The organism is Pseudomonas sp. JL27(2026) (genome assembly GCF_056933555.1).
In genome coordinates this window covers 668145-682257 of record NZ_CM167794.1, presented here as the reverse complement: position 1 = coordinate 682257, position 14113 = coordinate 668145, and the positions used below count along the sequence as shown (strand labels likewise).

The following is a 14113-nucleotide window of genomic DNA, read 5'->3' as shown; positions in this document are numbered from 1 at the left end:
CCACAAACTTCAAGCTGCAAGCCGATTTGCTTGAAGCTTGAGGCTTGCAGCTTGAGGCTGCTTAATCAAATGTAATGCCCTGGGCCAACGGCAACTCCAGCGAGTAGTTCACGGTGTTGGTCTGGCGGCGCATGTAACCGCGCCACGCATCGGAGCCGGACTCGCGACCGCCGCCGGTTTCTTTCTCACCGCCAAACGCGCCGCCGATTTCCGCGCCGCTCGGGCCAATGTTGACGTTGGCGATGCCGCAGTCGCTGCCCACTGCCGACATGAACTGCTCGGCTTCACGCACATCGGTGGTGAAAATGCACGACGACAACCCTTGTGGCACCGCGTTGTTCAGGCGCAGTGCATCAGCGAAGTCGGTGTAGCCGACCACGTACAGAATCGGTGCGAAGGTTTCACTGCACACCACGTCGCTCTGCTCCGGCATTTCGACGATAGCCGGCGAGACGTAATAGGCATTCGGGAACGTGTCTTCGAGCTGACGCTTGCCGCCAAACACCCGGCCGCCCTCGCTCAACGCCTGCTCCAGCGCATCCTGCATGCTTTCAAAACTGTGCCTGTCGATCAGCGGGCCGACCAGGTTGCCTTGCAGCGGATGGCCGATGCGTACCTTGGAATAAGCGGCTTTCAAGCGGGTGACAATCTCTTCCTTCACCGACTCATGGGCAATCAACCGGCGCAGTGTGGTGCAGCGCTGACCCGCCGTGCCGACCGCACTGAACAGGATCGCCCGTACCGCCATGTCCAGATCAGCACTTGGGCCGAGGATCATTGCGTTATTACCGCCCAGTTCCAGAATGCTGCGGGCGAAACGTGCGGCAATTTTCGGTGCCACTTCGCGGCCCATGCGGGTGCTGCCAGTGGCGCTGATCAACGCCACGCGCGGATCGTCCACCAAGGCCTCACCGGCGTCGCGACCGCCAATGATCACCTGGCTCAGATACGGTGGTGCGTCGCTGAAGTTTTTCAGTACACGCTCAAACAATGCCTGACAGGCCAGGGCGGTGAGCGGGGTTTTCTCGGACGGTTTCCAGATCACCGGGTTGCCGCACACCAGGGCCAGCGTGGCATTCCAGGCCCAGACCGCGACCGGGAAGTTGAAGGCGCTGATGACGCCGACGATGCCCAGCGGATGCCAGGACTCGCGCATGTGATGGCCCGGGCGCTCGGAAGCGATGGTCAAGCCGTAGAGCTGACGGGACAGGCCGACAGCGAAGTCGCAGATGTCGATCATTTCCTGAACTTCACCCAGGCCTTCCTGAGTGATCTTGCCGGCCTCCCAGGACACCAGCTCACCGAGGTCGGCCTTGTATTCGCGCAGAATGTCGCCCAACTGACGCACCAGTTCGCCACGGCGCGGTGCCGGAACCTTGCGCCACAACTCGAACGCATGATCTGCACGACTGATGTGCTGCTCGACTTCGGCGGCGCCCTCCCAGTTCACGGCGCCAATGCGGCTGCCGTCAATGGGGGAATGCACCGGCTGTTTGCCGTTCTGGTACAGGGCCGGGTTTACGCCAAGACGATCAAGCAATGCGGCAACCATGGGGGAGTCCTCAAGCAAAATGCAGATTCGGGCAGCCGGAATACACGGCTGATCAGACCTGTAGTTGTAGCTGCCCGCAGACGTCTCAACAAACGACCTTTAAGCGAGATATCATTCCGTTTATTCATGCAAAGCGTCACAACAAGAACAAGGGCCTACCCATGCTGAATAAACGTCACTTGCCGTCGATCACCGCGCTGCAGTGCTTCGAGGCCGTCACTCGCCATTTGAGTTTCACCCGCGCCGCCGAAGAGTTGAACCTGACCCAGAGCGCCGTGAGCAAGCAAGTCGCGCAACTCGAAGAGCTGCTGCAACACTTGCTGTTCCGGCGCATCCGCCGACGCCTGCAAATGACCCCGGCCGGGGATCTGTACCTGGTTGAGGTACGAAAAATTCTCACACAAGTAGAGATGTCGACCCACTACCTGCGCTCCTACGGCGGTGAGACCGAAGTCTTGCGGGTGTCCACGCCGTCGACCTTCGGCGCTCGCTGGCTGGTCCCACGGCTCAAGGGTTGGCGCCTGCGTCACCCGCAGATTCATCTGGACCTGTGCAACGAACACGAGGCCGACGACCTGTTGCAAGGTCGCAGCGATCTGGCGTTTTACTTCGGCCAAGGTTCACGCCCCGGCACCGAGTGCCTGAAGCTGTTCGGCGAAGAGCTTGTACCGGTCTGTGCACCGGGCAGCCTGCCGGACAAGCCGTTCACCGACCCGACCCAACTCAGCGATCTGGTGCTGCTGCAAAACGCCTCGCGGCCACAGGCCTGGCATGACTGGTTCGACAGCCAGGGTTACCAGACCGAGCACAGCTACCACGGCCCGCGCTTCGAAACCTTTTATATGTGCATCCGCGCCGCGCAAGTCGGCTGTGGCGTTGCGCTGTTGCCACGGTTTCTGGTGGAAGAAGAACTGGCCGACGGCAAACTGGTGATCCCGTGGCAACACGCGATGCCCAGCACGGACGCCTATTACCTGGCCTACCCCGAGCATGCGGCGGAAGTGCCCAAGGTGCGGGACTTCGTGAAGTGGATGCTGGAGCAGATCGACAGTCCGGATGCATCGCACATTTAATGGCTCACAACAACCTGTGGCTAAACACAATCACTGTGGCGAGGGAGCTTGCTCCCGCTGGGGTGCAAAGCGCCCCCAACTACAAACGCTGCGCTCTATCCGACAGAATTCACTGACTGCTTCGCAGCCGAGCGGGAGCAAGCTCCCTCGCCACAAGGATCTCCTGCGTCTAAAAAATCGCTGGCAATCCCTACCACCGATATGCGCCACTACGCCCATTCATTGAAACAGCTCAAAGGCCACCGCTCCCGGCAGTGGCCAGCATGGAGATTCCCGTTATGAGCGAGAGTGTGTTTGCCGATCGCATCGTGCAGAACTTGCTCGACACCGACTTCTACAAACTGACCATGATGCAGGCGGTGCTGCACAACTACCCCAACGTTGAAGTCGAATGGGAGTTCCGCTGCCGTAATAACGAGGACCTGCGCCCGTATCTGGCGGAAATTCGTTTTCAGATCGAGCGCCTGGCCGAGTTGAGCCTGAGCGCCGACCAGTTGAGTTTTCTGGAGCGCATCAGTTTCCTGAAGCCAGACTTCCTGCGATTCCTGGGGCTGTTCCGCTTCAACCTGCGTTACATCCACACCGGCATCGAGAACGGCGAGTTGTTCATTCGCCTGCGCGGGCCGTGGCTGCATGTGATTCTGTTCGAAGTGCCGCTGCTGGCCATCGTCAGCGAAGTGCGCAACCGTTATCGCTACCGTGAAACCGTGCTGGAGCAAGCCCGCGAGCAGCTCTATCGCAAATTCGACTGGCTGAGCGCCAATGCCAGCGCCGACGAGCTGTCGCACCTGCAAGTGGCTGACTTCGGCACCCGTCGACGCTTCTCTTACCGCGTGCAGGAAGAAGTGGTGAACGTGCTCAAGCACGACTTCCCAGGGCGCTTTGTCGGCACCAGCAACGTGCACCTGGCGCGCGAGCTGAACATGAAACCGCTGGGCACCATGGCCCACGAATGGATCATGGCCCACCAGCAACTCGGCCCGCGCCTGATCGACAGCCAGATCGCCGCGCTCGATTGCTGGGTCCGCGAGTACCGGGGGTTGCTGGGAATCGCCCTGACCGACTGCATCACCACCGACGCCTTCCTCAGCGACTTCGACCTGTATTTTGCCAAGCTCTTCGACGGGTTGCGGCATGACTCCGGGGACCCGATCCTGTGGGCCGAGAAGGCCATTGCCCACTACCACAAGCTCGGCATCGACCCGATGAGCAAGACGCTGGTGTTCTCCGACAGCCTGACGCTGCCCAAGTCGCTGGAAATTTTCCGGGCGCTGCACGGGCGGATCAATGTCAGCTTCGGGATCGGCACCAACCTGACCTGCGATATTCCTGGTGTCGAACCGATGAGCATCGTGCTTAAAATGGCTGCCTGTAACGGCGAGCCCGTCGCCAAGATTTCCGACGAATCGGGCAAGACGCACTGCAAAGACCCGAATTTTGTCGCCTATTTGCGCCACGTCTTCAAAGTACCTGCCCTCACCAGCAAGGAGTGAATTCATGCAAGCCGTACAACGTGAGATGGCTGAACAGCTCAAGGTCCAACCGCCCTTTGCCGACTACGCAGCCCTGGAGGCTGAAGTCGCACGGCGGATTACCTTCATTCAGGACTGCCTGGTCAATTCCGGGCTCAAGGCCCTGGTACTGGGCATCAGCGGTGGTGTCGACTCGTTGACCGCCGGCCTGCTGGCCCAGCGCGCCATCCGCGAACTGCGCGAGCGCAGCGGTGACGCGGGCTACAAGTTCATCGCCGTACGTTTGCCGTACGAAACCCAGTTCGATGAACACGATGCGCAAGCCTCGGTGGACTTCATCGCCCCGGACGAACGCCACACCGTGAACATCGGCCCGGCGGTCAAGGCGCTGGCCAGCGAAGTGGCGGCCTTCGAAGGCAAGCACGCGGTCTCGGTGGATTTTGTGCTGGGCAATACCAAGGCGCGTATGCGCATGGTCGCGCAATACACCATCGCCGGGGCAGCCCAGGGCCTGGTGATCGGCACCGATCACGCGGCAGAAGCCGTGATGGGTTTCTTCACCAAGTTCGGTGACGGCGCCTGCGACCTCGCGCCGCTGAGCGGGCTGGTGAAAAACCAGGTACGGGCCATCGCTCGCAGCTTCGGTGCACCGGAATCACTGGTGGAGAAAATCCCGACCGCCGACCTTGAAGACCTGTCCCCCGGCAAACCGGATGAAGCGTCACACGGCGTGACCTACGCCGAGATCGACGCCTTCCTGCACGGTCAGCCGGTGCGTGAAGAGGCGTTCAGGATCATCTGTGATACGTATCGCAAGACCCATCACAAACGCGTGATGCCGTTCGCGCCTTGAGTCGCCCCGGCTGAAAAACAAAAGCCCACTGGAGGAGTGATCCTCAGTGGGCTTTTTATTGAGACGTGACTTCGGCTGGTGCGGTGTTGCCTCTGGGGGCCCCAGCCCGCTCCGTGACGGCGCAACGCCCGCGACCGGGCATAAAAAAACACCCCGGGGGGTGTTTTTTCATGACCGCAGAACCAGCCGGATCACTTCAGAACGATAGCGCCTTTCATCATCGAGATGTGGCCCGGGAACGAGCAGAAGAACTGGTAGCTTTCGCCTGCGGTCAGCTTCGAAACGTCGAAGCTCACCGAATCTTTCTCGCCGGCACCGATGATTTTGGTGTGGGCGATCACACGGGTGTCGCCGTCTTTCAGGTAGTTCTTGTCGATGCCGGCGGCCAGGCCGTCAGTCGCAATCCCCTGCGCGTCGGCAGCCTTGCTCAAGACCCAGTTATGGCCCATGACGTTCTTCGGCAAGCTGCCGGAGTGCGCGAGATTCACGGTGAAGGTCTTGCAGCTCTTGTCGATAGTGATTTCCTTGGTGTTAAAGGACATCTGATCGGTGGAGTCGACATCGACCGAGCACTCGGCAGCCATCAATTGGCTGCTGGCCAGTGTCAGCAGGGATACCGCAACAAGTTTGGCAAACATGGTGAATCTCCAAGGCAGGGTTAACAAAATCCATATCGCGTCAAGACTGCCTGAAAATGAGAAGAGTTCCTATGACTTGTATCAAGAAGGTGTATACAACTTTCAGGCTATGACACTGATCGAAACAATTAAACGGCCAGGCACCTGGCGCAGACCTATGATCAGCAACGTCATCCCCGTTCTGGAGCGCTTGCCATGTCTTTCAACAGCCTGTTGTGCAGTGTACTCGCCGCCTATGCCTGTGGTGCCAGCGGCACTTATGAAAAACCACGGTGCGAATGTTAAGCCTTGGAGCACCGACGCACAGCCTTTACTCTGAAGCGGTCATTGACCACGGAGCAAGGTATGTCTTTAACGTCTGTTTGTGTATTTTGCGGGGCCAGCACGGGCGCCAACCCGGCGTATCGTGAGGCGGCGATAGCCCTGGGACAGGAACTGGCCCGGCGCAAACTGACCCTCGTCTACGGCGGCGGCGCCGTCGGTTTGATGGGCATAGTGGCCGATGCCGCACTGGCGGCCGGTGGTGAGGTGATCGGGATCATTCCCCAGAGCCTCAAAGACTCGGAAATCGGCCATACCGGCCTGACCCGGCTGGAAGTGGTCGACGGCATGCACGCGCGCAAGGCCCGCATGGCTGAACTCAGCGATGCCTTTATCTCACTGCCTGGTGGCTTGGGCACGTTCGAAGAACTCTTTGAAGTCTGGACCTGGGGCCAGCTCGGCTACCACGGCAAACCGCTGGGGTTGCTGGAAGTAAACGGCTTTTACAGCAAACTCACTGCATTTCTTGATCATGTCGTCGGCGAAGGCTTCGTTCGCGAGCATCACCGTGACATGCTGCAAATGAGCGAGTCGCCGCAGGATCTGCTGAACACGCTTGACGCCTGGCAACCGGTGGTAGCACCAAAATGGGCCGGGCAAAAACCCAGCTAACCCTTGCACCCCGATTAAAGGCAGAATACGCGCCGCTCAACCTCACCTTCGACCCCAGAGGATCGCCCATGGCTAAACCTAATTATTCCTTCGCCAAACGTCAGAGAGACTTGGCCAAGGAGCAGAAGAAAGAGGAAAAGTTGCAACGCAAGAAAGCCGCTGCCGATGAAGAGGCCGGCGCACTGAACCCGGATGCTGAAGGTGAAGTGGTTGCAGAAGATGATGTTGATGCACCGAAAGATCAGGCGCCCGACGCCTGAGACCCTCAGGGTTTGATGATCTGATCAGACCCACCGGATCTGTGTCCAGGGTCAGCAGCGATGCTGCTGGCCCTCACAGGCCCAACGCTCTCCAATCCCCCCAAAAAAACAGAACCCACCCGGCACTGGTCGGCGTACACCTGTGGCGAGGAAGCTTGCTCCCGCTGGAGCGCGAAGCGGTCCTAAAACCTGCATCCCCGTTTAATCAGACAATCCACGTTCACCGATTTTGCGACTGCTACGCAGCCGAGCGGGAGCAAGCTCCCTCGCCACAAGAAATCTGTGCATTCAAAAACGGAGCTCATCCAACGGCATCACGGTGACACGCACTTGCGGGTCGTGGTGGCCGCCGCCCAGAATCACTCCGCGTAACGGTGAAACATCAGAAAAGTCCCGGCCCCAGGCCAGCGTGATGTGCTCCAGCGCCGGTTGTACGTTGTTGGTCGGATCAAAGTCGACCCACCCCAGTGCCGGGCAAAACACCGACACCCACGCATGGGACGCATCCGCGCCAATCAGTCTTGGCTGCCCCGGTGGTGGCTGTGTCAGCAGGTAACCGCTGACATAACGCGCCGCCAATCCTCGGGAACGGACACACGCCAGCATCAAGTGCGCAAAGTCCTGGCACACTCCACGTCGGCGCTGCAGCACTTCCACCAGCGGCGTCGCGACCTGCGTGGCCTCGGCATCGAAGGTGAACTCGCTGAAAATCTTCTCCATCAACGCCTGAACCCCACACATCAACGCACGCCCCGGCGCAAAACAGCTTTCGGAAAACTCGACGAAGCCGCGCTTCAAGTGCACGTAAGGTGATTCGAACCGATAGCGGCAGGCCTCCAGAAATCCTGGGGGCATAGGTTGGCTGCTGTAGCTCAACGCATCACGGGTCACATCCCAGGCCGGGGACTGACTGAAATCAAACATCGGTCGGGCCAGCACTTCGACCGTCAATCGCGCATTGACCAGCAGTTCATCATGAGGTCGCTCGAACGCCAGTCGGGTCAGTGGGTTACCGAACACATCCCATTCATCGCGACGGGAGGTCGGCACCGGGCTGATCTGCAACTGTTGCTCGGTGCAGCGCTGCCAGTCGCAAGGCCGGGGCCACAAATGGGCCAATTGCTGAGCCAGGGACACCGGGCTGTCGTAGTGATAATGGGTGTCGTGGAAAATCTGGTAGCGGGCGCTCATCAAACGGACACCGTGCGCTGGCTGACATCATCGACATGGGCAAAATGCCGCAACGCCAGCCGGTCCGAGACGTGCCCGCTGGCAGCGGCAATGTCCTGCAACAGATCCCCCAGGCCCGCCAGCGCCGCGCTGACGCTGGTTTCGCCAAACAGCGAGTTCTCCAGGCACCTCAGGTCCACATGCTCCAGGCGCTCCACCAAGTGCGGCAGGCCGGTTTCCCGAGGCGCGCCGAAGTCGTCATTCAAACGCTTGAGGGTACGGGTCACCAGTTTCAACTGGAACAGCACCGCGTGGGGGTTCTGCTCATCGAGCAGGAGCAGGTCGAGCACCGGAATCAACTGCGCCATTGCCAGATACCGCGAGCGGTAGGTGATGCTGCTGTTGCCCAGTTCCAGCAGCCATTCCAGCCCCGCCTGATCAAACGCCCCGGCACCGCGCAGGAATGCGGCCAGGCTGCTGCTCAGAAACTGCAAACGCTCGATCCGCCGACCGATCATCAAAAAGCGCCAGCCTTCGTCGCGGGTCATGTCATCCAGCGCGAACCCGGACAGCGCCGCCAGTGACATCACCAGGCGGTTGAGAAAATCCAGCAACTCGCCGAAATCCGGCGCCTCGGTTTCCAGCGCCAGGGCGTCGCGCTGCAATTGCACCAGTACCTGCCAGTTCTCCCGCGAAAGCTTGCCACGCACCTGAGACGCCGCCCACTGCAAGCGTTGCAGGTTGGAGCGCAGGCTGAAGGCCCCGTCCGCGTCGAGCAACGCTGCCAGCAATCGCTGGGGCAACGCGCCTTCGTCGGGCAGCAGCATCAGGCTTTCACCAAGGTCGACCGCCGCCTGCAAGGCGTGCGGATCGTCCCCGTCAATGTAGCGCGCGAGCATGATCCGCAGCAGCCGCGCACTGTCGTCGCACCGTTCACAATAGCGACCGAACCAGAACAGGTTCTCCACCACCCGCGATGGCAGGTACGGGTCGCGCCGCACCAGATCGTGGACGCCGAGGGTGCGTTGGCTTTTCCATTGCTCGCCATCAGGTGCACGGTCGCCCAGTACCCAGGTGTCCTTGCTCGCGCCGCCGCGTTGCATCGACACCACGGCGGCGTCGGCCTCGGCCGCCACCCGGGTCAAGCCGCCGGGCAGCACCCGGAAGCCGTCCCGGCTGGCCACGGCGTAAACGCGCATGCCGATGGCCCGTGGTTGCAACTGGCCTGCGTCCGCCTGCCAGATCGGTGCCTGGGACAACTGCGCCAGCTCCTGCGCGACGTAAGCGTAAGGCCGCGCCTGCATGCGTTCCGCCAACCTTTGACGTTGCGCCTCACTCAGATCACGGCCAAACACCGGGGAAAAACTTTGCGATGCAAACGCCGGTTTGATCAGCAACTCAGGCAGTTTTTCCAACGCCTGCGCCAGCACCGGCGCTTCCCCACACCACCAGGTTGCAATCGACGGCAGGATCAGTTCTTCACCGAACAGAAACTGATTGATCCGCGGCAGAAACCCCAGCAACCCCGGCGACTCCAGCACACCGCTGCCCAAGGCATTGGCTACCAGCACCCGCCCCTGACGCACCGCTTCCAGCAAGCCCGGCACACCCAGCGCCGAGTCGGTGCGCAGTTCAAGCGGGTCGCAGAAATCATCGTCGAGCCGGCGCATGACCGCGTGAACCCGGCGCAGACCGCTCAGGGTCTTGAGGTAGACCGTGGCATTGCGCACGGTCAGGTCACCGCCCTCGACCAACGGATACCCGAGTTGGCGAGCCAGGTACAAATGTTCGAAATAGCTCTCGTTGAACCGCCCCGGTGTCAGCAACACCACCAGGGGCGCTTCATCGTCGCTCGGCGCCTGGCGGGCAAGGGTCTCCTGCAAGGTGCGGAAAAACCCGGCCAGGTGTTGCACCTTCAGGTCGCGATACAACTCGGGGAAGGCTCGCGACACGATGGTGCGGTTCTCCAGCGCATATCCCGCACCGGATGGCGCCTGAGTCCGGTCGGCCGTGACCCACCAGCGCCCGTCGGGAGTGCGCGCCAGGTCCACTGCGTACAGATGCAGGAACGCACCGTCCGGTGGTTGAATGCCCTGACACGGCCATAAAAAATTGTTGTGCCCGAACACCAGCTCGGCCGGCAACAAGCCTTCGGCAATCAAACGTTGCGGCCCATACAGATCCGCCAATACCGCGTTGAGCAACCGCGCACGTTGCGCAATCCCGGCCGACAATTGCCGCCACTCATCCGCCGCGATCACATGGGGCAGCAAGTCCAGCTCCCACGGCCGGTCAGCGCCTTCAGGGTCGGCGTAGACGTTGTAGGTCACGCCGTTTTCCTGGATCTGCCGGGCCAGCAATGCCTGACGCTGCGCCAACTGCACAGGCGTGCTGCGTTGCAACTGATCGAACAACCGCTGCCAGTGCGGGCGCACCGCGCCACTGTCATCGAGCAGTTCGTGATAAGTGCCCGCCGTGAGCGGGTAACGGTCAAGCAGATCAGGCATGGAACGCTCGGCAGATGCTAAGTAAAAGTCAGATTGACTCACAAACGCTGCAAATCCAGTGGCCACGGGATTGCTCAAAGCGAACAACCGTGGAACGCCCTGTGGGAGCGAGCCCGCTCGCGAAAGCGGTGGTTCAGTCAACGTTGATGTTGAATGTACCGACCTCTTCGCGAGCAAGCCCGCCCCCACCTTGGGTATCCGTTGTTGCAATACCGCGCTCACTCATTTTTTTCGTAAACCGGCGTAAATCCAGGGTCATCGGCAATTCGTCGTTGATGGTCAACGTCGGCACCGCCAAGGTTCCTGGGCTGTGACCGAGACGGAAAAACCGCGCCATGCGCCGGCTCTCGGCCTCGTTGGCGTTCACCGGCAGGCTGTCATAATTGCGCCCGCCGGGATGGGCGACGTGGTACTGGCAACCGCCCAGCGAACGCTGCATCCAGGTGTCGAGCACGTCGAACACCAACGGCGCCTGCACCGCGATGGTCGGCTGCAGGCAGTTGGCCGGTTGCCAGGCACGAAAACGCACCCCGGCCACAAACTCCCCCACCCGCCCGGTCGGTTGCAGCGGCACCGGGATGCCGTTGCAGGTCAGCAGATACCGCTGCGGTGGCAGCCCGGTGAGTTTGACCTGCAAGCGCTCCAGCGATGAATCGACGTAACGCACCGTACCGCCCGCCGCGCCCTCTTCACCCAGCACATGCCAAGGCTCCAGGGCCTGACGCAATTGCAGCTCGATGCCACTGACCGCGTAATCGCCAACCTTGGGAAAACGGAACTCCAGATGTGCGGCAAACCATTCGGCGCGTACCGCATAACCGGCGTTGTTGAGGTCGACGATCACGTCGGCAAAATCCTGTTCGATAAAGTGCGGCAGCAGGAAACGGTCATGCAACTCAGTGCCCCAACGGGCGAGTTTGGCCGGGGCATATGGCTCGCGCCAGAACCGCGCTACCAACGCCCGCAACAACAGCTGCTGCGTCAGGCTCATGCGCGCGTGGGGCGGCATTTCGAAGGCGCGCAGCTCCAGCAAGCCAAGGCGTCCGGTGGCGCTGTCCGGCGAATAGAGTTTGTCGATGCAGAACTCGGTGCGGTGAGTGTTGCCGGTCACGTCGATCAGCAGGTTGCGCAGCAAACGATCGACCAGCCACGGCGCGCACTCTTCACCCGGTTTAGGCATTTGCGCGAAGGCAATTTCCAGCTCATAGAGCGCATCGTTACGCGCCTCGTCGACCCTTGGCGCCTGGGACGTTGGGCCGATGAACAATCCGGAAAACAGGTAGGACAACGACGGGTGGTTATGCCAATAGCTGATCAGGCTGCGCAACAGGTCGGGACGACGCAGAAACGGTGAGTCGGCCGGTGTCGCGCCACCCAGTACGAAATGGTTACCGCCACCGGTCCCGGTGTGTCGGCCGTCGATCATGAATTTTTCGGTGGTCAGCCGTGTCTGGCGTGCTTCTTCGTAGAGGAACTCGGTGCGCTCCACCAACTCGTCCCAACTGGCCGAGGGCTGGACGTTCACCTCAATCACGCCGGGGTCCGGGGTGATGCGCAAATGGCTCAGACGCGGGTCGCTCGGTGGTTCATAGCCCTCCAGCAACACCGGGCAGCGCAGCTCTTGGGCGGTGGCCTCAATGGCACTGATCAGTTCCAGATAATCTTCGACCCGCGCAAGCGGCGGCATGAACAGGTACAGCCGCCCTTCCCGCGCCTCGGCGCACAACGCGGTGCGGGTCAGCCAATCGGCGGACTCCTCGACTTTCGGCACACGGTCCTCGGCGCTGGCCGGTTCACCATGGGCCTGCAAGCGAGCCGCGTCCGGCAGCCCCAGGAAATCCTGATTCGGGTCGGTGGGATGCACAAACGGATACTCCGACGCCGTCACCCAGGGCTGCGAGGCCAGCGGCAAGCGATAGCCGAGCGGCGAGTCCCCCGGTACCAATCGGCAATGGCTGTCGCGCAAGTACCAGCGACCGCTCTGCCATTGATCACCCTTGGCCGTGCGTGCCAGCGGCAGGACCTGGCCGATTACCTTGTCCAGCCCCTGGCTGAAGACTTTGCGCAGCCGTGCACGCTCCTGTTCATCGCCCAGCCGTGAGTCTTCGGCGCTGACGTTGACCGGTAACGCGCCCTCTCGCCAGAGGTAATAGAGATTGTCTTCGTAGGCTGGAAACACAAAACGCGTGGGCAGCTTCAAGCGCTCGGCGACACTCGCCAGAAAACGCCCGGCCAGCGCACCGTCGGCGCCGTAGTCTTCCCGCTCATCGGCTATCAGCGCGCTGTTGTGCCAGATCGGCCCCCCGTCGCGGCGCCAGTAGCAATTGAGCGACCAGCGTGGCAGTTGCTCGCCGGGGTACCACTTGCCCTGACCAAAATGCACCAGGCCTTTAGGCGCGTAATGGTTGCGCATGCGCTGGAACAGTTCGGCCGACAGCCGACGTTTGTCCGGCCCAAGGGCTGTGGTGTTCCACTCGGCACCGTCCGGGTCGTCGATGGACACGAAGGTCGGCTCGCCGCCCATAGTCAGCCGGACATCGCCTTCCAGCAGGTCGACATCGATCTGCCGTCCCAGTGCCTGGATCGCCAACCATTGTTCTTCGGTGTATGGCCTGGTCACCCGTGGGGCCTCCCAAATCCGCTCGACCGACATTTCGTGGGTGAACGCACACTCGCACGGTTCGACCAAGCCACTGATCGGCGCCGCAGAGGACGGATCGGGACTACAGGCCAACGGAATATGCCCTTCACCGGCAAACAGCCCTGACGTGGCGTCCAGGCCGATCCAGCCCGCGCCCGGCAAGTAAACCTCGCACCAGGCGTGCAGGTCGGTGAAATCCACCTCAGTGCCCGAGGGGCCGTCGAGGCTTTTGACGTCGGCGGTGAGCTGAATCAGGTAGCCCGAGACAAATCGCGCCGCCAGCCCGAGGTTGCGCAGCAGTTGCACCAACAACCAGGCCGAGTCGCGGCAGGAACCCGAGGCCTGTTGCAGGGTGTGCTCCGGGGTTTGAACGCCCGGCTCCATGCGGATCAGGTACGCGATGTCTTCACTCAGGCGCTGGTTCAGTGCCACCAGAAAATCCACGGCGGGCAGCGGCGTGCGGTCAATACTGTCCAGGCAGGCCTTGAAGGTTGGCGTCAGCGGCAGGGTTTCGAGGTACGGCGCCAATTCGCGCTGCTCGTCCGGGGTATAGGCGAAGGGGATTTTTTCCGCATAGGGCTCAAGGAAGAAGTCGAACGGATTGAACACGGCCATCTCGGCCAGCAGGTCGACTTCGATCCGCAGCTCATCGGTTTTTTCCGCAAACACCAGCCGCGCCAGGTAGTTGCCCTGGGGGTCTTGCTGCCAGTTGATAAAATGCTGCTCAGGCGTGACCTTCAGCGCATAAGACAAAATCCGCGTACGGCTATGGGCCGCCGGGCGCAGGCGAACAATCTGTGGGCCAAGTTCGACTGCGCGGTCGTAGCGATAATGCGTGACATGGTGCAATGCGACATGAATCGACACGGCGTGCCTCCTGCGAGCCTTAAGCGTGAATGAACGCGCGCAAGACTTATGCCACCCGGCATCTGCGGTGTTTTCTCCAATTGCTTAGCGCAGTACAGCACCAAAACCGCGCAACGCCAGCCTGGGTTTACCAGGGCTGCACATAAA

Annotated in this window: 9 protein-coding genes and 1 pseudogene; 5 read left to right on the top strand and 5 right to left on the bottom strand. The window is 61.2% G+C overall.

The genetic code is table 11. The features are described from left to right. Positions 1 to 61: 61 nt before the first annotated feature. Positions 62 to 1552 carry an L-piperidine-6-carboxylate dehydrogenase gene (amaB, locus tag AC1Z1G_RS03045; protein ID WP_483624764.1) on the bottom strand — a complete coding sequence of 497 codons (1491 nt, stop codon included), beginning with the start codon at positions 1550 to 1552 and terminating at the stop codon, positions 62 to 64. A 161-nt stretch (positions 1553 to 1713) separates the two neighbouring features. Between amaB and AC1Z1G_RS03040 the strand changes: the two genes are divergently transcribed. The 3 genes from AC1Z1G_RS03040 (at position 1714) to nadE (ending at position 4950) form a co-directional block, all read left to right on the top strand. Beyond that, the gene (locus AC1Z1G_RS03040; protein ID WP_483624762.1) at positions 1714 to 2625 is read left to right on the top strand and encodes a LysR family transcriptional regulator; all 912 of its coding nucleotides are present in this window, start codon (positions 1714 to 1716) and stop codon (positions 2623 to 2625) included. A 278-nt stretch (positions 2626 to 2903) separates the two neighbouring features. Then, positions 2904 to 4118 carry a nicotinate phosphoribosyltransferase gene (gene pncB, locus AC1Z1G_RS03035; RefSeq protein WP_483624760.1) on the top strand — a complete coding sequence of 405 codons (1215 nt, stop codon included), beginning with the start codon at positions 2904 to 2906 and terminating at the stop codon, positions 4116 to 4118. 4 nt (positions 4119 to 4122) lie between these two features. After that, complete coding sequence (gene nadE / locus AC1Z1G_RS03030) at positions 4123 to 4950, top strand: ammonia-dependent NAD(+) synthetase (protein WP_483624759.1); 828 nt, start codon at positions 4123 to 4125, stop codon at positions 4948 to 4950. A 191-nt stretch (positions 4951 to 5141) separates the two neighbouring features. Here nadE and azu read toward each other — a convergent pair whose 3' ends face one another. After that, the gene (gene azu, locus AC1Z1G_RS03025) at positions 5142 to 5588 is read right to left on the bottom strand and encodes an azurin (protein ID WP_483624757.1); all 447 of its coding nucleotides are present in this window, start codon (positions 5586 to 5588) and stop codon (positions 5142 to 5144) included. A gap of 345 nt (positions 5589 to 5933) precedes the next feature. On the opposite strand from azu, the gene AC1Z1G_RS03020 reads away from it, so the two are divergent. Continuing rightward, entirely contained in the window at positions 5934 to 6521 is a 588-nt protein-coding gene (locus AC1Z1G_RS03020; RefSeq protein ID WP_483624756.1) for a cytokinin riboside 5'-monophosphate phosphoribohydrolase, read from the top strand. Between the two features lie 68 nt (positions 6522 to 6589). Next, positions 6590 to 6781, top strand: coding sequence for a hypothetical protein (locus AC1Z1G_RS03015; RefSeq protein ID WP_483624755.1), 192 nt, complete (start codon positions 6590 to 6592; stop codon positions 6779 to 6781). Between the two features lie 288 nt (positions 6782 to 7069). Here AC1Z1G_RS03015 and AC1Z1G_RS03010 read toward each other — a convergent pair whose 3' ends face one another. From AC1Z1G_RS03010 to AC1Z1G_RS03000, 3 genes and pseudogenes are all read right to left on the bottom strand, one after another. After that, positions 7070 to 7972: a transglutaminase family protein gene (locus tag AC1Z1G_RS03010; protein ID WP_483624753.1), complete on the bottom strand. Its 903-nt coding sequence runs from the start codon at positions 7970 to 7972 to the stop codon at positions 7070 to 7072. Next, the gene (locus tag AC1Z1G_RS03005) at positions 7972 to 10458 is read right to left on the bottom strand and encodes a circularly permuted type 2 ATP-grasp protein (RefSeq protein WP_483624751.1); all 2487 of its coding nucleotides are present in this window, start codon (positions 10456 to 10458) and stop codon (positions 7972 to 7974) included. Before AC1Z1G_RS03005 ends, AC1Z1G_RS03010 begins: the two co-directional genes overlap by 1 nt. Positions 10459 to 10693: 235 nt before the next feature. Then, positions 10694 to 13966 (bottom strand): annotated as a pseudogene (locus AC1Z1G_RS03000) (transglutaminase family protein); the annotation flags it as partial. Positions 13967 to 14113 lie beyond the last annotated feature (147 nt).

Coding starts and splice junctions, on each gene's coding strand:
- AC1Z1G_RS03005 (WP_483624751.1), bottom strand. CDS start 10,458: ATGCCTGATCTGCTTGACCGTTACCCGCTCACGGCGGGCACTTATCAC.
- pncB (WP_483624760.1), top strand. CDS start 2,904: ATGAGCGAGAGTGTGTTTGCCGATCGCATCGTGCAGAACTTGCTCGAC.
- AC1Z1G_RS03015 (WP_483624755.1), top strand. CDS start 6,590: ATGGCTAAACCTAATTATTCCTTCGCCAAACGTCAGAGAGACTTGGCC.
- AC1Z1G_RS03020 (WP_483624756.1), top strand. CDS start 5,934: ATGTCTTTAACGTCTGTTTGTGTATTTTGCGGGGCCAGCACGGGCGCC.
- AC1Z1G_RS03010 (WP_483624753.1), bottom strand. CDS start 7,972: ATGAGCGCCCGCTACCAGATTTTCCACGACACCCATTATCACTACGAC.
- nadE (WP_483624759.1), top strand. CDS start 4,123: ATGCAAGCCGTACAACGTGAGATGGCTGAACAGCTCAAGGTCCAACCG.
- AC1Z1G_RS03040 (WP_483624762.1), top strand. CDS start 1,714: ATGCTGAATAAACGTCACTTGCCGTCGATCACCGCGCTGCAGTGCTTC.
- amaB (WP_483624764.1), bottom strand. CDS start 1,552: ATGGTTGCCGCATTGCTTGATCGTCTTGGCGTAAACCCGGCCCTGTAC.
- azu (WP_483624757.1), bottom strand. CDS start 5,588: ATGTTTGCCAAACTTGTTGCGGTATCCCTGCTGACACTGGCCAGCAGC.